This window comes from Candidatus Zixiibacteriota bacterium (assembly GCA_034003725.1).
Taxonomy (GTDB): domain Bacteria; phylum Zixibacteria; class MSB-5A5; order GN15; family FEB-12; genus WJMS01.
The window spans coordinates 151,492-173,327 of the sequence record JAVEYB010000004.1; the positions used below are offsets into that span (position 1 = coordinate 151,492).

Genomic DNA, 21,836 nt, shown 5'->3' on the forward strand with positions numbered 1-21,836 from the left:
GTGAAACACAAACGCGCCGAGCTTGCCGCACTCTCGCGCCGGGGGATCGTCGGCCTCCGCGAAATTGTCGGCAGTCTCCCCCCGGTTAAAAGTCTTCGGGAAGCCCTGCTTCGGGGTCCGGGTGTCTCTCTGATCGCGGAAATCAAACGTCGTTCTCCGTCACGGGGTATGTTAGCACAATCGGTCAACGTTGCGCAACGCGCCGAATTGTACCAGCGGGCCGGCGCGCATGCGGTTTCCGTGCTTACCGACAGCCGCTTTTTTCATGGTTCGGCTGATGATCTCAAGCTTGCCCGCTCCCGAGTTTCTGTCCCCATCCTGCGAAAAGACTTCATCCTTTCGGAGTATCAGGTCTATGAGTCCCGGGCCATCGGCGCCGACGCAATCCTGTTGATCGTAGCGGCGCTCCGGCCGGAAGAACTCGAGTCGTACTTTCATCTGGCGTTGTCAATCGGACTCGAAGTGCTGGTTGAGGTGCACGATGAGACTGAAGCAGCCGCGGCCTGCGCAATCGGCGCAGGAGTTATCGGTATTAACAATCGTGACCTCAGGACCTTCACGGTGGACCTCTCGGTCACGGAACGGGTCGTTCCTTTCTTGCCCGACAACGTAGCCATCGTCTCCGAGAGCGGCGTGAAGAACGCCGACGATCTTGTGCGGCTGCGAACCGCCGGAGTGCACGCCGCGCTCGTAGGTGAATCGCTTATGACTGCGACCGACCCAGCTGCGATGATCGGTAATCTTCTGAGGGCGGCCGTATGACCAGGGTGAAGATATGCGGTGTCACAAACACCGGCGACGCCGTTGCAGCTATCAACGCCGGCGCCGACATGATCGGGTTCGTATTCGCACCGAGCCCCCGACAAGTCACTCCGGCGGCCGTGAAGGAGATCATCGGAGAGCTGTCGCACATGGTGATTACGGTCGGCGTGTTTGCGAACGAAGATGCCTCTCACGCTGCCCTGATTTCGCAGGACTGCGGCATCGATATGCTTCAGCTGCATGGCGCCGTTTCCGGAGACACTACCGTAGACATTCCGATCATCCGTGCCGTTTCCCGACCGGCCGATCTCGAATGCATCCAACTATCCAATTGGAGGTATGTGTTGCTTGACGGATCTCATCCGTCCCTTCACGGAGGGACCGGACGAGTCTGCGACTGGACTGCTGCCTCCCGGATAGCGCGGCTGCAGGATTTATTTCTCGCGGGCGGGCTTACACCTGAAAACGTCGGTGAGGCTCTATCACAGGTGCGGCCGTATGCGGTAGACGTGTCTAGTGGCGTCGAACACGCGCCGGGCCGCAAAGATCACAAAAAGATCCAACACTTCATACACGAGGTACGCTCATGGGAGTGCCGAATGCGCGCGGCTATTTCGGGAAATTCGGGGGACGGTTTGTCCCCGAGACACTGATGGCAGCGCTTACGCAACTGGAACGTGAGTACTGGTCCGCGCGGCGAGACCCGGTCTTTCGCCGCGAATTGCACGCCTTGCTGCGCGATTTTGTAGGGCGGCGGACGCCGCTGTATTTCGCCGAACGACTGACCGACCGTTGGATGGGGCCCCGCGTATACCTCAAACGCGAAGACCTCAACCATACGGGAGCGCACAAAATCAACAACTGCATCGGCCAGGCCCTGCTGACTCGCCGCATGGGAAAGCGGAGGGTCATTGCGGAGACCGGCGCCGGCCAGCACGGCGTCGCAGTAGCAACGGTCGCAGCCCGCTTCGGCTTCTCCTGTACCGTCTACATGGGAGCCCAGGATATTAAACGGCAGGCTCCCAACGTTCTCCGCATGACCCTGCTCGGCGCCGAAGTCGTGCCTGTTACCGGAGGCAGCGGTACATTGAAGGACGCCACCAACGAAGCGATGCGCGATTGGGTGGCGAGCGTCGAGCATACCCATTACATCATCGGATCAACCGTTGGTCCGCATCCCTTCCCCATGATCGTCCGCGACTTCCAATCCGTCATCGGTCGTGAGACTCGTCGGCAGGCCTTGCGGTCAACCGGTCGGTTTCCAGATGTCATCGTCGCCTGCGTCGGCGGCGGCAGCAACGCCCTGGGTATGTTCCACCCCTTCGTGCGCGAGAAGCAAGTGCGGTTGGTGGGCGTCGAGTCGGCTGGTGACGGCCTCGCATCCGGCCGTCACGCGGCTACTCTCTCCTGCGGCAAACCGGGCGTCCTCCACGGCAGTTTCAGTTTCATGCTCCAGAGCACCGACGGTCAGGTACAGGAAACACACACGATTTCCGCTGGATTGGACTATCCCGGTGTCGGCCCGGAGCACAGCTATCTTCGCGAATCGGGACGAGTCGAGTACGTGACCGCGACCGATCGCGAGGCACTCGATGCATTCAATGAACTGAGTCGATACGAAGGCATCATCCCCGCCCTTGAGTCGTCATTCGCCCTCGCCGGCGCCCGGAAGGTGGCGGCAACAATGCGACAAGACGCGATTCTTGTCGTAAACCTGTCCGGACGCGGCGACAAAGACCTCGGCACGGTCGCCGATCTTATCACAAACCAGGTGTCTGAATCCGAACCCACAGCCGAACGAAAGGCGGCCTCATGAATCTTCCAACTCGTCGTTTTTCTTCCGTGCGCCGCGCGTTTGTCCCGTACCTCATGGCGGGGTACCCGGATCCCGACACGTTTTGCAGGCTCTTTCGAGACGTATGTGTTGCCGGCGCAGACATTGTTGAAGTCGGCATTCCTTTTTCTGATCCGCTGGCTGACGGACCGACCATCCAGCATGCGTCGGAACGCGCGCTTGCTCACGGAGTCACGGTATCGCAGGCGCTCTCGATGCTCGCTGAGTGCGGTGCGAGTAGCTCGACACCAGCCGTGATCATGAGTTATCTGAACCCGCTCCTGCAATATGGGCTGGAGCGGTTCGCGCGGGAGGCGCACCGCGTGGGCGTACGCGGGTTGATCGTCCCCGACACCATCGTTGAAGAGACTGCACCGCTCGAACGCATCTGTCGCTCGTGCGGAATCGACCTGGTCCAGTTGCTCGCCCCAACGTCACCCCCTGAGCGCCAGCAGCTGATCCTTCAGCGAACGCGCGGTTTTGTGTACCTGGTGTCAGTCGCCGGGGTGACCGGCGCCCGCCCGTTGCTCGCCGACGATCTTGTCCAGTGGATCGCGCACATCAAGGCACAAAGCCCGGTGCCGGTGGTTGTCGGTTTCGGCATTTCCACCCCCGAGCAGGCCGCCCGGGTTGCGAGCGAAGCTGACGGCGTGGTTATCGGAAGCGCCATCATAGACATCGTCCGACACAGCACTTCGTCCGACGCGGCGTGTGCAGAAGTGAAAGCGTTTACGTCTGCAGTTCGTCATGCTCTCGACGCTGTTCCGCCCGTAACACAATCACCCCTACCATCGAGGCGAATATGACGGTTGTTGTAATGAGACCGGGGGCTACCGTACGTGAGATCAGTTCGGTTCTGAAGAAGGTCGAGTCGCTCGGTTACCGCCCCCACCTTTCGCAGGGAAACGGACGGACGGCAATCGGCCTTATCGGCAACGGGTCGGAGCTTAGTCTGCAGGACATACTGTCGCTGCCGGGCGTGGCGGAGATCGCACCGGTCGCCAAGCCGTTCAAGCTCGGCAGCCGGGAATTCCGCAACACCGCGACCGAGGTGGCGGTTGGCGATGTCGTCATCGGCGGCGACCGCGTGATAATGATGGCCGGGCCATGCTCGGTGGAATCGCGTGAACAGACGATGATGATCGCCGAGTCCGTGGCCGGCTCGGGTGGTCATATCCTTCGCGGCGGCGCCTTCAAACCGCGAACCTCACCGTACAGTTTCCGTGGCCTGGGGGAGGCGGGACTGAAGATTCTTGCGGAGGCACGACAGCGAACCGGATTGCCCATCGTCACTGAAGTTCTATCGGCGCACGATGTCGACCTGGTGTGCGAGTATGCAGACATCATCCAGATAGGTGCCCGCAACATGCAGAATTTTGCGCTCCTCGACGAGCTTGGCCGTCTGACCAAACCTATTCTGCTGAAACGGGGACTGATGTCGACGATCGAGGAACTGCTCATGTCGGCGGAGTACATACTTGCCGGCGGCAATCCCAACGTCATCCTGTGCGAGCGAGGGATCCGCAGCTTTGAGAAATACACACGTAATACGCTGGACATCGCCGCTGTGCCCGTACTGAAACAACTGAGCCACCTGCCGGTGGTGGTGGATCCATCACATGCCACCGGGCGTCGCGACCTGGTTGCCCCGGTCGCGCGGGCGGCCATTGCGGCCGGAGCCGACGGCCTCATCGTCGAAACCCACCAAGACCCGGATCACGCCCTTTCCGATGGCGATCAGTCGCTTACGTTGTCCCAGTTTGAGCAGTTGATGTCCGACTTGCGGGCTCTTGCATCGGCGGTCGGCCGGTCCATGTAGCGTCATGAGCGCCCCACGCCCTTTTTTTCGCGTACTTGAGTACGGGTCAGTTAAACATTGACCCGGCGGCTCGACTATAATACTATACCAGTCGATATCCGCACCAGTATCATTCGGAAGGAGACGGCATGGGGAAACCGGCCGCCCGCATGGGCGATCAGACCGCGCACGGCGGCGTTATTGTTAAAGGTCAACCGAATGTCCTGATCGGCGGCAAACCCGCGGCCCGGTTAACCGATATGCACACCTGCCCCATGCAGACCCCCGGAACCCCGCCAATCCCCCATGTCGGCGGCCCGATCGTCGGACCCGGTGCGCCGACGGTCTTGATCGGCGGTATGCCCGCCGCCGTTGTCGGTGATTCCTGCGTCTGTACCGGTCCCCCTGACTCTATTGTCGCAGGCTGTACGACCGTCCTGATCGGCCAGGGCGGCGGTGGTGGTGGCGGACTGTCGGGTGCGGGCGCGGGTCCGAAGAAGGGCGAAGCCAAAAGCGCCGAGGGCAAGGAAGGACATTCGTTGGATGTCGCCTTCGAAGACAATGGCGGTTTGCCCGTCAGCGGCGCCAACTACAGCCTCACCGGACCTGACGGAAAAGTGATCGAGTCCGGTCCCCTCGCAGGCCGAGTGAAAAAAGGGGGCGTTAAAGAGGGCAGCTATGAAATCGAAATAAAAGCTATCTCCAAAGCCGAATGGTCGAAGTCCGAAGCCGAAGTCGGCGACAAGCTCTCCCTCAAAGCGAAGACTGCCGGTATCGAGTCCGGCACGGAGGCCACGATGACCGTCTATATGAGAGACATCAACGCCTCGGACAAGAGCATCGCCCATATCAAGACAAGCGTCAGTGGTGACAAGGTGGAGTGCGACTGGACGTTCGCGGTTGACGAATCTTTGTTGAAAGCCCAGGATCAAAAGGCTCAGGCCGGTGGTTACTCATCGCCCTCGTTCTACTTCACCGTCGAGGCCGGCGGGTGCCTGGCGCGCTCGGGCATCCTGCACCTGAAAGATTATCTCGAAATCGAATTGACCGACGAAGACGGCAAGGCGATTGGAGGCGTACCCTACAAAGTGACGCTCCCCAATGGCGAAGTACGGACCGGGAAGCTCGATGGCGGCGGCAAAGCCAGAATCGAGAAGGTCCCGCCCGGAAAGGCCCAGGTGGCCTTCGATTTGAAAGCCAAGAAGTAACGGTTCGAAGAGACAGCGACGTGCCCGACCCAAACGACAGCGCTACCATGCCGGCAGGCTTAACTGCTCTCTCCTCGGGATGTGCCGGGGTGAGCGGTCAGACCACGCGCTTCCAGCATCAACTGGTGCCGGTGCAGATTCTCGAAATGGAAGATGTTCTCTTCCATCTCAACAGCGCCGTGCTCATGCCCTCGCGTCCGGCCGGAAAATCATCTACAGACGGATCAGGCGCCAGCAAGGACCAGGATGCGATCACCGGACTCAAGGTACTTGCTCTCGTGTTTCGCCAGTTCGAGTTTGACCCGAGTCTGCGAATGATCGTTACCGGGCACACCGACACGTCAGGTGGCGCCCGTATGAACTTCGAGTTGTCCCGTCAGCGCGCCGCGAATGTACTCCATCTGCTGGATGGCGAGAAGGAGAAATGGTGCCGGGTGAGCGCTGCACGGCATAAGGTCGAAGACTATCAGCAAATCGTTGAGTACTTCCACCATCTCACGGCGCCATGGAAGAAGTCGAATTGGAACTGCGATCCGCAAGGGCTCGACGACGCCTTCGGCAATAAAACCCGCAATGCCGTTAACGGTTTTGCGCAGGGATTCAACCGGGACTATGCCGGTCCGTTCGGCAAACGCAGGCTGCCGGACAATCTCGGCGATATCATCGCCAATCGCCCCGGCCACACGTGGCCTCAGGCCGACTGGGAAGCGGTCTACGACTTGTACTCGCAGATATTGTGCGACACGCTCCAGATACTGCCTCTGGAACTTGATAACCGGCGCCAGACGTCGCTGAAGTTCGTATCCGATGATAAGAAGGTTGTTGGATGCGGCGAATCATTTCCACTCGACGAACGCGGACGGGACAATTACCGCTCGCAGCAGAACCGCCGGGTAGAAATACTCTTTTTCGCCGATAAAGACGCCCCGGTGATGAATTGCCCGGAGATCCTCGACCGAAAGCACGAAGAGGCGGAATGCCCGCTCTGGAGCCGTTACCACTTCCGCCCCACGTACATCCAACCGGGAGACCTGTATGCTGTCGCATATCATCTCAAATTTCAGTACTACAATCGGCTGCGAGATGAAGTGATGGCCCTGCCGACCGGCCTGAGTGTTATGGCACTGACCGACGACGGCCAACCCCTGCCGAGCCGAGTTGTGCAGAGTGAGTCGGAGTACACGGTGATAGTCCAGTTCCCTACCCAGGCCAAGGCCGACGCCTCCTCGGACAAAGTACGCTTTCGTTTTGAGGCCAAAGATCAGTTTGTATACACGGCGGACAAAAACGCCGTACCCCGAATCGTTTCAAAAACCCCGGAACAGATGACCGCACTCTCGCCACGCGAGCGGCTGTCATACTATGATCTTCCGGTGGAATTCGACTCGCAGAACTGGATTGCGTCCAAAGACGGCGACGTCAAACCGATCAAGAACCTGCTCAAGGATTCAACCAGTGCTTCGTCACCGATCATCTTCAATCTAGACGACGTCGTGCTGATCGATACGGCAGGCAATCAGACTCTATACGATCGCACCGCTTTCATCAACGCGGCCAATCCGCAGGGCGAGCCGAAGCCGCTGTCTGAGAAGTCCAGAGTCCGGCTGCTGTTTGTCGATCCCGCCGATAACCAGATGAAGGTGTTTCCCCCGGTTGATGCGTCGGCCGGAGATATTCCGGGCCAGCATGAAAAAACCCTGATCAGGTTCGCCAGGAACGAGAGCGATTCTTACATCAATTTCGTGCCAAATCCGTCGCGCAACCTTCGCGCGGTGGTATTCTGCGGTCAGTTTTATGACGTGACATCGACGCGAACGACCAGAACCGCAGCATTTAATGCTGCGTCCGGGCACGTGCTGGGTGCACGCGCGGCCGTACTCAACGATCCTGCCTGGCATGCCGTGGAGCGAATCAAATACGACACACCGCTCGTCACGATTCACAACTTCAAGATAGGCGATTTTACGCTTCACTACCTTCATGGCGGCGGAGCCGATGATACTCGACGGTACTCCTATCTGGTGGTGTACTGGTCGACGTTCATCTGCAAGGACACCAACCCCACGGTTGGCGGCACCGGCGATCAGCGACCGGCCACTGATGCCGAAATAGCCGAGTTTTTCAGCGTCGGCATGGTCAATTCCATGAACCACTGGAACAAGAAGCAGTACGAATTCGAAAGTACCGCGGGCGGCGCGGACCATATCGTGCGCCCGTCCTTCTTTTTTGAGGGAAATGAGACCCTGGAGTACAATCCACCGTCGCCGTTTGACTTCACCGACAACGATTACGAAATCCTGTTTTCCAAGGCTGAATTCAACGCAGCTCTGCGACAAACCCGCGGCGGACGTCCGCACTCCGTGTCATTTATCGTCGAAGAAGAAAAGGGCAGCTGGGTCATGTCATGGCGACAGGACAATACTTTCAGCCTTCTCAGCCTTCGAATCAAAACACGCGAGGACGACCCGGGCCGATTCGCCGGTTTCCCGTTCCAGGAGTTCAGCGATCCCGGCGACTACGGTTGCATGGTGATGGCGCACGAACTGGGCCACGCGACGGGGCAGGTCGACGACTACATGGAGAAAGTGCCCCGCCCGGCGACCAACGGCTACCTGCCCAACTTCGCACAGTTCGGTTACACCAACGGCGGCAATCGGATCAGCGGCAACAACAGCAACTTCCCGCAGCGCGTGCAGTCCAGTGAGGGTTATTCCATCGCGCATGACAAACTCACGATGATGGACAAAAACGGTCCGATCCGCATGCGGCACGTCTGGAGATTCGTCCACTGGCTCAACGAGAAAGCCAAGAGCGGCGGCTCGTTGCACCGGTTTCTTGGCGGCGCAGAGCACCAGATTTTTTATCCCCGGGCCGGCATGCGGTACTTCCGCAGGAGCCAGGATCCCGTCGATCCCTGGCGCTGGATTAACAACGATCGCCGGACGGTCGCTGGAGACCGCACCGCCACCCTTTCCCTGTTCACGGTACTCGACGAGACGAGGCGCCTCGACCCGTCCAACACGGCGTCGCCGACCGATGTCAAAGCGATCGTTGCCGTCCGCTTCCTCCTGTCGATTGCGTTTATCGATAACGGGTCGCTGACCTGGACGCCGGCGCAAAAACGGGCATGGGCAACCCGACTGTTTACATGGTTGACAAAGTCCGAGGGAGACTATAACGTCGAAAACAGATTCAAGCTGGTGGGCGGTGGCGGAGCGCTTGACCCCACTATTATTCGGGTCATCCCTGGATTTGAGTTCTATGCGGCGGGCTCTCCCCCGACACATGGTGGATTCAATTATCGCATCGAGGTCAAGCAGTCCAGCTCCGATCCGATCACCCTGGACAGCAACCGGGTTCTGAAGCTGGGAGACCACACGACCGGCAAACAGTTGGTAAACTATTTTTACAACAAGCCGCTCAATGCCGCGGCGCTGTCCGCCGCGGACTTCCGATTTGTCTCCGACTGGTTCAACCAGCCGAGCATCAGCACGGGCGGCTTCCGGGTTGAGGAGGTGTAACCTGATCAGGCTATCCGCTCCAGCGGGCATGCGTCGCGGCCGATGCGGCGGTATCGCGCTGGCCGCGCTGCTCGTGGTCGCCGCCTGTCAGGCCGGACCCCCCGAAGAACCGAAACCGAGCGTAAAGGAAAACCACATGGCTGTGTACAGCAAGCTGTACGCTGATTTCCAGCAGCGTTCTTTTCTTCCGGTCACATCAAACGCGACCGGGCGGGAACGCTGGTTTGCGCCGCTGGCCGAAAGCGGCTTCTCCAACCCGCCGACGGTGCTGCTGGCCACGCCGATCGGCCTGGTCGTTCAGTCGGTCGACCGCCTCGCACTGATTAGTTCCGACGGCTTCGTGGCATGGTCCCGGTCGCACGGTTCAGGAATGTCCGCCGTCTACGCGGACAGTGCCGTTTATTACCGGGGGAAAGAAGGAGATCTGTATGCGGTCGATGCCGCGGGTAAGCCTGTGGTCTCGGATTTCTTTGTTCCCACCGCCACCGATCGCGGATTTATCTTTGTGGCGATGCCGGTCACTCGCGACAGGATCCTGCTTCATACGTTTAACCGCGCCGAGGAGCCGGAACCGGGCGATCCCCCCCAGCCAAGCAACTTCCAGGTGCTCTTGATGGGCGCCGAGAAATACGACGACTGGGACTGGATACATGAGTTCGAAGGCGGCTGTCTGCCTGCGCTGCTGACCGTCGAACACGACCGGGTCGTGTTGCTCAGCACTATCGGCAGCGTGACTGTCTATGATGTTAAAACCGGCGAAAAACGAGGCGCGTTCGAACTGGCAGGCACGGAATTCCTGCAGGCAAGCATCGATAACGAGAACCGTCTGGTCGCCGCACTGGTCTCCGCCGACGGCCAGCCCGCTGTGGCCTGCTATGATCTCAATGGCAAACGCATCTGGCAGCTGCCGGTCGAGACGGCGGAACGTCACGTCTTCCACCAGCCGCCGGCAATCGGATATGACAACCGCGTGTACTATATCAACGCCGACGACCTCCTCGTCATCGACTCGGGCACGATAGCCTGGCAGACCAAAGTCGCCCGATCAGATCGGCGCTATGTGACCGTCCTTGCCGATGGGTCCGCGCTAGTGACATCAGCGAGCATCGCGGTTCGTTTTGACAAAGACGGGCATGCCGCGTGCACCATCACCCTTGATCCTGCCGAGCCCGTCGTGGCACCAGCGGTTGCGTCCGAGAACGGTGACCTCTATCTTGCCACCGTACGCGGCATCCACTGCTATCAATAACGATGAATACAAACGACCTGATAGTATGAACGATCGTCTCGCATTTGACCTCCCCGGCGGCTGGCAGGACCAGACCGTCTACAGATTCAAGGGACCCGATGACGGTGACACCGAACACGCTGTCACGCTGGTCGTAGACAGAGAAGCAGGCGATACGCCCGCTGACCGGTACACCCGCGTCCGAATCGACACGGCCCTGGAAACATTGCAGCCATCGGAGACCGTCAAGGACGAAGCTATAACCCTCAGCAACGGAATGGCCGCATACGAAGCGGTGCTGAAGTGGGTGCCGGTGGACGACCAGGTCATCTTCCACAAGATGGTCTATGTCGTCCGAAACGGCATCGGATACACATTTACCGGGAATTTCACGAAAAAGACCATCAAGACGGTTGCCCTGGATATGGACCGTCTCATCACTTCCATCCTCTCGTAGGGGCCACATACGGTGTCGACCAAGTTCAGTAAAGCCACGGACAGCCAGCACAAGGTGAAGCTGGAATCCAGCATCGTGTCGGCCTCCTGGCTCACCGGGCTTGCGATCGGCGGCTCCAAGGCACCGTTTGAGGTACGGACGGAATTCGTCGGCAGCGGCGCCACCGCGGACATCGTCGGCAAAACCGGCAGCGGAAAAACTCTGGGCAAAACTAAGGTGACTGTCACCGCAAACCGTGGTGTTGGCTGCCTCGACATCCCCGATGACATCGAGCGCGGGGAATCCGTACTTTTCGAGGTGAAGTTATCGAAGCATGGCCTCTCGGCGAAGTCCGAGAAGATCCCTGCCGTCCCTCCTATCGGCGTGACGGAGATGAAGTGGAGCGCGACCGAGGCGCGGCGCGGTGATATTGTCACACTGTCGGCCCGTGTTGTCGGAATTGATGACGGCAAAGACGTCCGGGTCGCCATCTACGAATACGATAGCGACGGCAGTCATGACCGCATTACCGAAATCCCTGCCACCGTCAAAGACGGCAAAGTGGAAATCACCTGGGAATACGAGTACCACGAAGACACCGATGAGATCCCCACAGAGCAGGAGAGACAACGCTACGGGCGGGCCTACAACCCGCCGGAGTACTTCTTCACGATCAAAGTCGGTGGAGCCGAATACGGCCGGAAGCAGGAGTCGGGCCTGCTGGTTTTCAAGGACTTTGTCGATATCACGCTGATGGATGTGGACGGGAAGCCCGTCGCCGACGCTGAGTATAAGCTGATCCTGCCGGATGGCTCGGAGCGTTCCGGCACGCTGGACGGCGACGGACGGGCGCGGGTGGAGGACGTGCCCCCCGGGCGCTATCGTGTGACCTTCCCGAAACTGGGCAGACAGACCGATCGGTAGCAGCGAGTGTTCGCGGGGGCCAAAAGGTTTAACGACTTGTGTCCGATACTATCGCTGTACGGGGCTCGTCGAATACCGCATTCGTGACTCCATAATGACGCGATCTCGCGGACGATGTGGAAAAGTACGGGGTTATTATCTTGACACATCCGGGGCGCCATGGTATTGTTTTCAGGTAAGTCGCCTACATGGGGCGATGATTCCGTTTCGACTTCCTGTGTGAACGTAAGCGCCTCAACGCGAATTGATTGGAAGATATGGATATCGCACAATACTCCTCCGATGCGCGTGCTGTGATAAAAAACGCGCGAGAAATTGCCGCTACTTTTCGCCATCCTGAAATCGACGTGGAGCACTTACTGATCTCCACCATTCGCCACGAAGGCTCCCGGGTGGAATCGATCATGAACCAGCTCGGAAAAAGCCGCGCGTTCATTGAATCGACCGTCGAGGAGTACCTCAAACAGCAGTCGAAACGCGGCGCTGCCAAAGAGAATCTCATGATCTCGCCTGCCGTGCAGGAGGTCCTCGGCTGGGCGGCCGAAGAAAAGGCAAAGCTCTACGATGCCCTTGTTGAGCCGGAGCACATCTTCATCGCGATATTTGACCCAAAATCCAGAATCGCGGGATACCTCCGCGAGAAACTTGACATAAGCCGCGAAGCCATATACAACGCCATCGCGGAAAGCCAGTCCCTCCAGCAAATGGCGTCCACCCCGACCACGGGGTCCGGAGCCCCATCGGACGAGCGTCCCAAGGGCGAAGTGTCGGGCACTCTTCGGTACTGCACAGACCTCACCAACCGAGCCGCCGCGGGCGAGTTCGACCCGTGCATCGGTCGAGATGAGGAAGTCCGTCAGGTTATTCAGATTCTGCTGCGCCGGCGCAAGAACAGCCCCGTGCTCGTCGGGGGAGCCGGTGTCGGCAAAACGGCCATTGTCGAAGGTTTCGCACAGGCCGTCATCGACAAGCGCGTCCCCAGGCATCTCGAAGACGTCCGGGTGATGGAACTCGATATGGGTTCGATGGTGGCCGGGGCAAAATATAAGGGCGAATTCGAAGAAAGGTTCAAGGCCCTCATAGGCGAGGTCGTCAAGTCGGCAGGCAAGATCATCCTTTTTGTGGACGAAATCCACATGCTGGTCGGCGCCGGCAACGTGTCCGGCGGCATGGATGCGGCCAACCTCGTCAAGCCGGCTCTCGCCCGCGGGCAGCTTCGCATGATCGGCGCGACTACCGAAGAGGAGTACACGAAGTACCTCGAGAAGGACAAAGCCATGGATCGCCGGTTCGAAAAAGTCAAAGTCGCGGAACCTTCCTTCAACGACTGTGTACGAATCGTCAAGGGCGTGATTTCGAAGTACGAGTCGCATCATAAGATCAGCTATACCGAAGACGCTATCGTCGGCGCGATTCGTTTCGCCAAACGATATCTCAGCGAACGCAACCTCCCGGACATCGCGCTCGATATCGTAGATGAGGCGGGATCGGAATTCAGCGTGAAAGAGGAGTTCGCCCGGGAAGCGCTGCCGTCGATCGAGAAGCAGATCGCGGAACTGCAGGCGCAGATCGCGTTGTGCGACGGCAAGGATGCCGCGAAGGAAGCGGACGCATTCGACAAACTTCACACGATGTATGACGAGTTTTCACGAAACGTCGGGCGGCTCCATGACTTCTGGGGTCACCGGGTCGAAGCCTCGGCCGGAGGTGCCAAATGAGCAGCGACCGTCTCCCCTTGTCTGAGCTGAAGAAGCAGTTCGAGACGCAACAGCAGAAATTCACGGCACTCAAGGCGGTGGTCGAGAAGCTGCCGGACAATCACTTTATCGACGACGCCGACGTGGCGGCGGTTATCGCCCGGCGTACCGGAATCCCCGTCACCAAGATGCTCACGGCCGAGAAGGACCGGCTTATCAATATGGAAGCTCACCTCTCGGCTCGCATTGTCGGGCAGGAGAACGCCATCAGGGGAGTCGCGAACGCCATCCGCAAGGCGCGTGCCGGGCTGAAACCCGCCAACCGTCCGGTCGGCTCGTTCCTTTTTCTGGGACCGACCGGGACCGGCAAAACCTACCTGCCGAAGCTTCTGGCCGAATTCCTGTTCGATGATAAAAATGCCATGGTGCGCCTGGATATGTCCGAGTTCATGGAGTCCCACTCGGTGGCCAAGATGATCGGGGCCCCGCCCGGGTATGTCGGGTATGAAGCCGGCGGCGTCCTGACCGAGGCCGTGCGCCGCAAACCGTTCTCGATCATTCTCTTTGACGAGGTCGAAAAGGCCCACCCTGAGATTTTCAACATCCTGCTCCAGTTGCTTGATGATGGTCGACTCACCGACGGGCAAAACCGCACGGTTGACTTCTCCAATACTATCGTCATCCTGACCTCCAACTACGCCGCCGACATCATTCTCGATGCCGATCGGGACAAACGCGATGTTGACATGGACGAGGTCCGCGCCTTCCTTTTCACGAAGTTCCGGCCCGAGTTCCTCAATCGACTCAACGATATTATCATTTACCATACCTTCTCGCCGGAGCAGGTCGAGACGATCGTGGGGCTTGAGTTCAAGCAACTCGCTGCGCTGCTGAAGGACCAGAACATCTCGGCCGAGTTGTCCGACAGCGCGCGAAAAAAGCTTGCCGCCGACGGCTATACGTTCGAACTCGGCGCCCGGCCGTTGCAGCGTATCATTGAAAAAGAAATAATCAACAAGCTATCGATACAGATTATCACCGGCGATGTCACACCCGGCACACGCGTGGAGGTTGACGTCGATGGTGATGCGTACGTGTTCAAAACCGAGAAACGTCTATAACAGAAATTGGGATATACGCGGAGGACGACATGGCGAAATTCATGCTCGGCGCAGTCGAACGGGTCAAGAAGGATGATTCGATCCCGGTCGAACTGCTGCCGTCAAACAAGATCCTGTACGCGGCCCGCCTCAACAGCGATGAGGACGCCGACGTGACCCCGACCAAGTGCACGAACCTCAAGGAGGTCTTCGAGAAATTCCAGCCGTCGTTCAACGTGGATCTGGAGACCGAACAGGGTGAGCCGATCAACGCCGACTTCCAGATCCGGGCGATGAAAGACTTCTCCTCCAAAGAATTGATCGAACAGAACGATTATCTCCAGGAGACCTATTACGCCAAGGAAATGATGAACGACCTGGAGAAACAATTGAAGAAAAACAAGGCGCTGCAGAAGATTCTCGAAGACAAGGAGAAAAAAGCGGCGCTCCTGAAAGTAGCGCAATATTACGTAGACCTTCTCAGTGAATAGCAATGAGGTAAACTCCCATGGCTGATGAAGAAAAAAGAGAAATGCAACCGCAGGCCGCCGAGGCTGCTCCTGCGTCCGCCGAGAAGGTCGTAGAGAAGATATCCGACGACGAATTCGCGTCGATCCTGGGCGACCAATTCGGCGATTTCAGCAAGCTGGCTTCGCTGCTGCCGTCCTTCAAGACGACCGATGGTGACCTTGTGCGCGGTGTCGAGTGGCTCGATCCCAAGAAGGACTTCCAGCGCAAGGAATTTCTTACCAAGGAGAACTTCGCCACCCAGCGCAAGCTGCTGGGACAGCGGCTCAAGGTGTGGATCGACGCCCTTGCGGCGAATGACAATCCCGACAAGATCCGCAAGGATCTCACGGAAAAAGCGACCTCGAAAGAGACCAACCTCGAGAAAAACATGAAAAAGGTTCACCGGGCCAGCCGCGAACTCGAAGCGACATACCGTGGAATCGCACAGTTTTTCGCGAACGCGCAGCAGGAGCCCGATGAAAAGGTGAATGTCTGGTTCGCCAACGCCGGAGCGGAGGAACTGGCGAATCCCGACGACCGCGAGAAGTTCGAGAAGCTGTGTAAGGAAGTGGCCGACCTTTTCCGCGAATGGGACATCACCGACGCCTTCTCCATGTGTGTCGTGCCGGGATGGCTCGGCTCGGTAGAGACGATCGACACGTTCGCCCGGCAACTTGGCCTGCCCAACAAGGTACAGGTGCTTACCGACTTGCCGAACCTCGAGAAATTCGAGGAGGTGATGGACATGCTCGAGGATCCGAGCTACGCCAATCTCGCCGGTATTGATTCGTACAAGCAGTATGTTTCGGTGTTCGCAAACTACGTACTGGCGAGGAATGCGAACCAGTTCGAGGACGACGATATGTGGGTGCCGCCATCGGCGGCTATCGCCGGCAAGATGTACCAGGGCGACCTGACGCAGGGCATGCAGCAGCCGATGGCCGGTTTCAAATACGGCAAAATCAATGAGGCGAAGCACCTCCGGTTCAAGGCCAACCAGCCCGACGCCAGCAAGATCAACGAGAAGGGTGTCAATCCCATCGTCGATTTCAAGGGGTCGCCGGTTGCCATGGGTTCGTCGACGCTGTTCACCAAGGACACGTTCAACAACTACTCCATACGCCGTACATACGATTACGTGTACAAGACGCTGCGCAACTACCTCAACAAGCAGACCTTCACGGTCATCGATCAGAAGTTCATCGATACCATGCGCCGCGATATCGACGCCTTCATGAAGGCGATTACCGGCGCAGACAATATTCTGCAGGACTACAAGATCGATATCTTCGCCGACGAGGAGATGCGCAAGCGCCAGGAAGTCGACGTCAAAGTCAGCCTGAACCCGAAATACCCGGCGAAATCGTTCAACATCGAATTCGTCGCGTGGGGCGAAGGCGAACAGACCAACGTCAAAGACAAGTAGTCTATATGGTACGTGATGGGGCGGGGTGCGCTTGCCTCCGCCCCCTGTTTTTTTTCGATCGACGGCGCACCGGGTGATCACCGCGCCGCCGCTTTTGCGCGTAGTTGGAGTGAGATCAGATGTGCGCCGGGCCTCTCCCGGACCCGGCCGGGGAAATTGAACCTAAAACACACGTTTTCATTGGAACCCGAAAAGAAGTCGTAAGGAGACCAACCATGGCTCGCAGACCAATTGTCGAAATCGACGGCGTTGCGTACAAAAACGTCTACTCGGTTAAGTACACCCTGTATACGGCGAAGGACGAAACCGGCCGCCCGTCGGACCGCGCCCATGCCGGCCTGATCGAGATCATCCGTGAAGCCGATGAAAAATCGGACATCGCTCGTTGGGCCATGGACTCGTCCAAACCCAACTGGAAAGCCGGCAAAGTGACCTTCAAAAGCCCGGACGACTCCACGATGAAGGAACTTACCTGGGAAGAAGGATTTATCACGCACTACGTGGAGACAATCCCGCACATCAAGCATAGTCCCGATGAACAGGTCTACGAGGAGTTCCATATCTCCTGCCGCAAGCTCGTTATCGGCGACGCTGAAATTGACAACCGGTGGGAAGAATAACCGCGGTACACGATCCGGGGTGGGGTGTGCCCCCGCCCCGGGATCGCCGACGCACAACTACGGATGAACGCGTATGCCGGTGAATGACGCCACGCCAAGAGTTCCGGTGACCGTGGAAATGGTCGTCGCCGGAACGAAAATGACTGTCGAAATCGTCAGCATCGAACTCAAGCAACATATTGACCGCCACCACGACCTCGAGGTGCGGGCGCTGCTCGGCGGCTCGGAAAACAACAACGACTTCCGGGATGTCTCGTCGTTCACCAAGCTGCTCGGCGAAGACCTGTCGATCTCCCTGACTCCCTACGGCGGCGGTGTTGACGAAGCGCAGAAGCTCGAGTTTGTCGGCGTGATCGTCAACGTTGAATCAATCAACGGCATCGACGGTCTCAATCAAATCGTCTTCCACGCTGCCAGTCCTACGATATCCCTCGAAGGGGCTCGGCGACTGAGGATTTACGAGAATATGAAGCCCTCCGAGATCGCGGCCGGGGTCCTGAGAAACTACCGTATCTCCGTCGGAAAGACCGATACTTTCGGCAGCAACATCGAGTACCTGCTGCAGCACAACGAGACCGACTTCGAATTCGTCAAACGGATGGCGTCAGCCAACGGCGCGTTCTCCTTCTATGACGGCTCCGAGTTCCGCCTGGTTACCAAGCCGGTCTCCAGCCCCGCGATCGAATTGACGTGGCGCAAAGATCTCGGCTGGTTCTCACTCGGCCTGGGCACGCAGCCGATGGCGTACGCCGCGGGGACGTACGACTACCGGCAGGTCAAGACCCTGTCGGCGGACTCGGACAAACCGGCCAGCGCTTTGTCCGGGGAACTCGCCCGCTCCCCAAAAGCCTCGGAGCGCGTCTATAACAAGTCCGACAAGAGCTTTCTGCTCGGCCTCACGCACGCCGCAGACCAGAGTACGCTCACAGCCGGCGTCAAATCTGCCACCAACCGTGCGGTCGGCCGGATGGCCAAATGTTCCGGCGGCTCCGAAATTCCCTCTCTGAAGGTTGGCCATTGTGTCAAAGTCGCGAAAATGGGAATCTTCGACGGTGTCTACATGATCGAGTCGGTACATCACGTCGTCGAAGAGGGCGGTTACTCCAACACCTTCACATGTATCCCGGTGGACATGGCCTATCCGACCCTGATCGATCATCGGGCGTCGGTGGACTCGCTCTACCTCGGCAAAGTCACGGACGTTGAGGATCCCGATAAGCTCGGCCGGGTGAAAGTCGCATTCGAGTGGCAGGGCCAGGGCATGGAGACCGTATGGGCGCGACCCGCGTTCCCGCACGCCGGACCCGAATGGGGCTGGGTCACGCTGCCCGAGATCGATGACGAGGTAATCGTAGGATTTGACCGCGGTAATCCGGAACACCCGATTATCCTCGGGTCACTGTACAACGGCAAAGCGGTCCCCCCGTCGGAAGCGGTACAGAAGCCGACCGAGGTCAAACTGCTCTACACGAAAGGCGGCAACAAGATACTGTTGTCGGACAAATCCGGCGCTGAACAGATATTACTGACCACCAAGGACGGACAAAACACCGTGTTGCTGACAATGGACGGTCCGGGTATCACCGTGGAGAGCAAGGGCGATATCTCCATCAAAGGCAAAGCTATTACGCTTGAGGCCGACAAGAATATTGAGATCAAGGCCGGCGGTGATTTCAAGGTCCAGGCCCAGATGAACATGGAGACCAAAGCCGGAATGAACTACCAGGCCGAAGGAGCGATGGTAAAAATCAAGGGCAATCTGATTAACCTGAACTGATCGTACATATGGATCGTCTCGCACTCCCGGCCGCACTGCGCAACGGCTATCTGAACAGGGCAGACAGCCTGGAAGAATCCATCTTCCATGCTGTCGGCCTTTTGCTGTCTACCCGCATCGGGCAGATGGATTTCCTGCCGGAGTTCGGCTGTGACATCTGGCAGATGGAGTTTTCCGATCTGGAGGTCGCCAACAAAGGCGAGGTCCGCGCCAGCCTTCGCAACGCCATCGACAAGTTTGAGCCCCGTCTCTTCAACGTAACCGTCTCGTTCACCAGCCGAACCGATTCCGCCTCCCACGTGCTTGGCATGTCGGTCAAGGTCACCGGAAATTACCGTGACAACGGCGAAGAGAAGAAATTCGAAGCAACCTACAGTCTGGGCTGAGATGAAAGACACTAAGGCTCGCTCACAAAACGAGATATTCGCCGCCATGCATCGGGAACTCCGTTCCTGGAACTCCGACATCCCGGAATCTCCCGATCGGCTGGACCCGATTCTGAAAATAATGCTCCAGCTCTACGCCGGGCAGTTGGCGCGTATCGACAAACGTGTCGACAACCTCTGGGAAATAGCGACCGACGCTCTGGTCACCTCTCTCTATCCGGAAGCGCGCCGGTGGCCGGTTCCCGCGTATACCGTCATGCACTGCACCCCTGCCGATGAACTTGTCGAGATCGATCGGCACACCACTTTTTTCTATCGAGAGAAACGCGACGGCGGTCAATCCTTCTTTTTCGCTCCGCAGCGCACCGAGCGACTTGTGAACGCGACCGTCGCCCGCATTCTTGTGCAGGCGGGCGAGTCGTTGATTGAACTGTCACCGGAGCAGGGGCAATCCGGAACGGCCCGTTCCCACGGCACTGCTCTTCCCGAGCGAGTCTTCTTCGCTGTCGAGTACGCGGGTGACCCATCCGATATTGCCGGTACACACTTATTCATTCACGGCGACCGCGACGCACTCCGCCAACTTCGATGGGGATACTGGTACCCCTCGTCGGCCGATGGAAACTTCTACGAAGACTCGGGCTTCTGCCCCGGGACGACCTTTTCGCTTGAACGGCTGGTGTCTCCTGATGAGCACGGACGGACCGATTGGGGGGGATTGCGCTCCTCGGCAGAGCTGTTCGGCAAACTCGAGGACCACTTTGTCACGTTTCCCGAGGCCTTCTGCCGCACCTGGCAGCTCGGCGCGCCGCCCCCCGATCTGGCTCGGCTGCTGGCCTCGCACGGCATCCTGCTCGACTCGGAAGCCGGCCGCTACTACTGGATTCGCGTTGACCTTCCTCCGGAAGGCAACAAACAGACTCTTGCCGGACCCATCGACGCCAGCTTCTCGTGTGTGCTGGTCACCAACAGGAACGAACAGACCCTTTTTAAGCACACCGGCGGCAACCGGCTGGTCGAAATCGAGATTCCGGAAGACCTCTCCGGCATCCTTGGGATAACCAACATTGTCGACTCCGACGGTGTTGTGTATCGCCCCCGGCACGAAATACACGCCGATCCGACCCAGGCATCCTATGCCTTGGAAGAGCGTGACGGGCACCTGGTTATCTGGTTTGACTATACGAGCCGAATGGATCTTCCCCCCGATTCTCTGACTGTGACGTACGCCGTCACCGGAGGCATCGACGCCAACGGCATCGACCGGGGCGAGATTGTCGACCTCTATGAGAGCCATCCGGGGATTGCCGAAGCGCGCAATCTGCTCACAACGACCGGCGCCATTCCGGCCAAGACACGGCGCGAGATCGTCGACGAAATCACACTTCGACTGCGGGCACGCGATCGGGCGCTCAGCTTTGAGGAAATCGCACGGTGGGCGACGACCTTCGATCCGCGCATTCGCACGGCAGCCTGCTCCAACGGCATCCAGTTGTCGGAAAACGGCATCAGGCGGTGTATTGTCGTCAACATCGAGATTCCCGGCAGAGATTTCTGTTCGAACGATGAAATCGATCTACTGAAAACCCGCCTGGCCGCCTTCCTGAAATCCCGGGCGCCGGTAAACACTCAGTTCGAGATTACGAGTACCTCCCTATGAAACCCGGCCCGGAATATACGATGCCGGACTTCTGCAGCCGGCGTCACCCGTTCCACATTACTTCGGCGCTCGTTACGCTGGCGAAGCTGGGGATCAATCTCCAGCGCGTGCGGCTGCTTGCCGTTGGACACTACGAGAATTACCGCGGCGAGGTGCACGGCCAGGATCCGAGACCCGGCACGCCGCTGACGCCGGAGACGGCTATCACACTGCATGTCGGAGCCGACAGCGCCGTTGACACCATGCCCTATCAGTTCTTCTACGGTATCGGCGGTGCGGCCAATCGTTCCGACCAATGGGAAGAAGACGCGCGACTGCTCATGGCCCCCTTCGACGCCGCGGTTGAGCGCTTCGACGGGCTGACCGGTTTTCTGGCCATGCAGTACCGAATGGAATTTGTCGATCCCTCCCACCTGTCGCGGTATTTTGAGCTGTTCGGTTTTGCGCCCGGAGACGCCGCGCACTCACTCGATGACCGGCTCATGTGGGCGGCGTTGTTGCCGACGTTTCACTTTTGGGCCGGCAACCCGGGGTTCGTCGAACAAGCCGTCTCTTACTTCTTTGGATGTCCCTGCCGCATCTCGGAGAATGTGCCCGCCCGGTTTGACATTCCTCCGGATTGCCGGTATCTGCTCGGGCAGGGGGGAAAACATCTCGGACGCCAGACAACCCTCGGCGATTCCTTTGTGGAGGCGGATTCCTGCTATATCGTGACACTTTCCAACGTCCCGCCGGAACAGGTGCCGGACTTCCTGCCGGGAAAGACACTCCGCAAACGGCTTGAGGCGATCCTCTCTGTGTGCATGCCGGGTCACCTCGAGTATCGGATCCGAGTCCTCGCTCGACGGCGCGGTTTCCACCTCGGCGCACAGCACAACCCCGGATACCTGGGCTACACCTGCCATGTCTGAGCAGTCCACTTCGCTAATATTGTTGACATTGTCGTGCA

Annotated in this window: 18 protein-coding genes and 2 pseudogenes; all 20 read left to right on the plus strand. The window is 58.6% G+C overall.

Going from position 1 to position 21,836, the window contains the following annotated elements; translation table 11 throughout:
- Window positions 1-762, plus strand: coding sequence for an indole-3-glycerol phosphate synthase TrpC (gene trpC, locus RBT76_06760; GenBank protein ID MDX9857472.1), 762 nt, complete (start codon window positions 1-3; stop codon window positions 760-762).
- Window positions 759-1,415, plus strand: coding sequence for a phosphoribosylanthranilate isomerase (locus RBT76_06765; GenBank protein ID MDX9857473.1), 657 nt, complete (start codon window positions 759-761; stop codon window positions 1,413-1,415). Before trpC ends, RBT76_06765 begins: the two co-directional genes overlap by 4 nt.
- A complete protein-coding gene (gene trpB / locus RBT76_06770) occupies window positions 1,349-2,578 on the plus strand; it encodes a tryptophan synthase subunit beta (protein MDX9857474.1) in 1,230 nt (409 codons plus the stop codon). The genes RBT76_06765 and trpB overlap by 67 nt, the downstream gene beginning before the upstream one ends.
- Entirely contained in the window at window positions 2,575-3,402 is an 828-nt protein-coding gene (trpA, locus tag RBT76_06775; GenBank protein MDX9857475.1) for a tryptophan synthase subunit alpha, read from the plus strand. Before trpB ends, trpA begins: the two co-directional genes overlap by 4 nt.
- Window positions 3,399-4,415 (plus strand): 3-deoxy-7-phosphoheptulonate synthase, encoded by a 1,017-nt coding sequence (aroF, locus tag RBT76_06780; protein MDX9857476.1) that lies wholly within the window; start codon window positions 3,399-3,401, stop codon window positions 4,413-4,415. Before trpA ends, aroF begins: the two co-directional genes overlap by 4 nt.
- A gap of 131 nt (window positions 4,416-4,546) precedes the next feature.
- Window positions 4,547-4,630 (plus strand): annotated as a pseudogene (locus RBT76_06785) (type VI secretion protein).
- Between the two features lie 24 nt (window positions 4,631-4,654).
- A pseudogene (locus RBT76_06790) lies at window positions 4,655-4,840 on the plus strand (PAAR domain-containing protein).
- A 782-nt stretch (window positions 4,841-5,622) separates the two neighbouring features.
- Window positions 5,623-9,123 carry a hypothetical protein gene (locus RBT76_06795; GenBank protein MDX9857477.1) on the plus strand — a complete coding sequence of 1,167 codons (3,501 nt, stop codon included), beginning with the start codon at window positions 5,623-5,625 and terminating at the stop codon, window positions 9,121-9,123.
- Window positions 9,124-9,151: 28 nt separating this feature from the next.
- On the plus strand, window positions 9,152-10,372 hold the full coding sequence (locus tag RBT76_06800) for a PQQ-binding-like beta-propeller repeat protein (GenBank protein ID MDX9857478.1): 1,221 nt from the start codon (window positions 9,152-9,154) through the stop codon (window positions 10,370-10,372).
- 25 nt (window positions 10,373-10,397) lie between these two features.
- A complete protein-coding gene (locus RBT76_06805) occupies window positions 10,398-10,808 on the plus strand; it encodes a DcrB-related protein (GenBank protein MDX9857479.1) in 411 nt (136 codons plus the stop codon).
- Between the two features lie 12 nt (window positions 10,809-10,820).
- Window positions 10,821-11,711, plus strand: a complete 891-nt coding sequence (locus tag RBT76_06810; protein MDX9857480.1) for a carboxypeptidase-like regulatory domain-containing protein — start codon at window positions 10,821-10,823, stop codon at window positions 11,709-11,711.
- A 257-nt stretch (window positions 11,712-11,968) separates the two neighbouring features.
- Window positions 11,969-13,429, plus strand: coding sequence for an ATP-dependent Clp protease ATP-binding subunit (locus RBT76_06815; protein MDX9857481.1), 1,461 nt, complete (start codon window positions 11,969-11,971; stop codon window positions 13,427-13,429).
- The gene (locus RBT76_06820) at window positions 13,426-14,529 is read left to right on the plus strand and encodes an AAA family ATPase (protein ID MDX9857482.1); all 1,104 of its coding nucleotides are present in this window, start codon (window positions 13,426-13,428) and stop codon (window positions 14,527-14,529) included. Before RBT76_06815 ends, RBT76_06820 begins: the two co-directional genes overlap by 4 nt.
- Window positions 14,530-14,558: 29 nt before the next feature.
- A complete protein-coding gene (locus tag RBT76_06825) occupies window positions 14,559-14,999 on the plus strand; it encodes a type VI secretion system contractile sheath small subunit (protein ID MDX9857483.1) in 441 nt (146 codons plus the stop codon).
- A gap of 17 nt (window positions 15,000-15,016) precedes the next feature.
- Window positions 15,017-16,444, plus strand: a complete 1,428-nt coding sequence (locus tag RBT76_06830) for a hypothetical protein (protein MDX9857484.1) — start codon at window positions 15,017-15,019, stop codon at window positions 16,442-16,444.
- Window positions 16,445-16,659: 215 nt separating this feature from the next.
- Window positions 16,660-17,064, plus strand: a complete 405-nt coding sequence (tssD, locus tag RBT76_06835; protein ID MDX9857485.1) for a type VI secretion system tube protein TssD — start codon at window positions 16,660-16,662, stop codon at window positions 17,062-17,064.
- A gap of 73 nt (window positions 17,065-17,137) precedes the next feature.
- Window positions 17,138-18,841 (plus strand): phage baseplate assembly protein V, encoded by a 1,704-nt coding sequence (locus tag RBT76_06840; GenBank protein ID MDX9857486.1) that lies wholly within the window; start codon window positions 17,138-17,140, stop codon window positions 18,839-18,841.
- An 8-nt stretch (window positions 18,842-18,849) separates the two neighbouring features.
- Window positions 18,850-19,227 carry a GPW/gp25 family protein gene (locus tag RBT76_06845; GenBank protein MDX9857487.1) on the plus strand — a complete coding sequence of 126 codons (378 nt, stop codon included), beginning with the start codon at window positions 18,850-18,852 and terminating at the stop codon, window positions 19,225-19,227.
- Window position 19,228: 1 nt separating this feature from the next.
- Complete coding sequence (locus tag RBT76_06850) at window positions 19,229-20,887, plus strand: hypothetical protein (protein MDX9857488.1); 1,659 nt, start codon at window positions 19,229-19,231, stop codon at window positions 20,885-20,887.
- A complete protein-coding gene (locus tag RBT76_06855; protein ID MDX9857489.1) occupies window positions 20,884-21,798 on the plus strand; it encodes a type VI secretion system baseplate subunit TssG in 915 nt (304 codons plus the stop codon). Before RBT76_06850 ends, RBT76_06855 begins: the two co-directional genes overlap by 4 nt.
- Window positions 21,799-21,836: the final 38 nt, after the last annotated feature.

Coding starts and splice junctions, on each gene's coding strand:
- RBT76_06765 (MDX9857473.1), top strand. CDS start 759: ATGACCAGGGTGAAGATATGCGGTGTCACAAACACCGGCGACGCCGTT.
- trpB (MDX9857474.1), top strand. CDS start 1,349: ATGGGAGTGCCGAATGCGCGCGGCTATTTCGGGAAATTCGGGGGACGG.
- trpA (MDX9857475.1), top strand. CDS start 2,575: ATGAATCTTCCAACTCGTCGTTTTTCTTCCGTGCGCCGCGCGTTTGTC.
- aroF (MDX9857476.1), top strand. CDS start 3,399: ATGACGGTTGTTGTAATGAGACCGGGGGCTACCGTACGTGAGATCAGT.
- RBT76_06800 (MDX9857478.1), top strand. CDS start 9,152: ATGCGTCGCGGCCGATGCGGCGGTATCGCGCTGGCCGCGCTGCTCGTG.
- RBT76_06805 (MDX9857479.1), top strand. CDS start 10,398: ATGAACGATCGTCTCGCATTTGACCTCCCCGGCGGCTGGCAGGACCAG.
- RBT76_06815 (MDX9857481.1), top strand. CDS start 11,969: ATGGATATCGCACAATACTCCTCCGATGCGCGTGCTGTGATAAAAAAC.
- RBT76_06820 (MDX9857482.1), top strand. CDS start 13,426: ATGAGCAGCGACCGTCTCCCCTTGTCTGAGCTGAAGAAGCAGTTCGAG.
- RBT76_06825 (MDX9857483.1), top strand. CDS start 14,559: ATGGCGAAATTCATGCTCGGCGCAGTCGAACGGGTCAAGAAGGATGAT.
- RBT76_06830 (MDX9857484.1), top strand. CDS start 15,017: ATGGCTGATGAAGAAAAAAGAGAAATGCAACCGCAGGCCGCCGAGGCT.
- tssD (MDX9857485.1), top strand. CDS start 16,660: ATGGCTCGCAGACCAATTGTCGAAATCGACGGCGTTGCGTACAAAAAC.
- RBT76_06840 (MDX9857486.1), top strand. CDS start 17,138: ATGCCGGTGAATGACGCCACGCCAAGAGTTCCGGTGACCGTGGAAATG.
- RBT76_06845 (MDX9857487.1), top strand. CDS start 18,850: ATGGATCGTCTCGCACTCCCGGCCGCACTGCGCAACGGCTATCTGAAC.
- RBT76_06850 (MDX9857488.1), top strand. CDS start 19,229: ATGAAAGACACTAAGGCTCGCTCACAAAACGAGATATTCGCCGCCATG.
- RBT76_06855 (MDX9857489.1), top strand. CDS start 20,884: ATGAAACCCGGCCCGGAATATACGATGCCGGACTTCTGCAGCCGGCGT.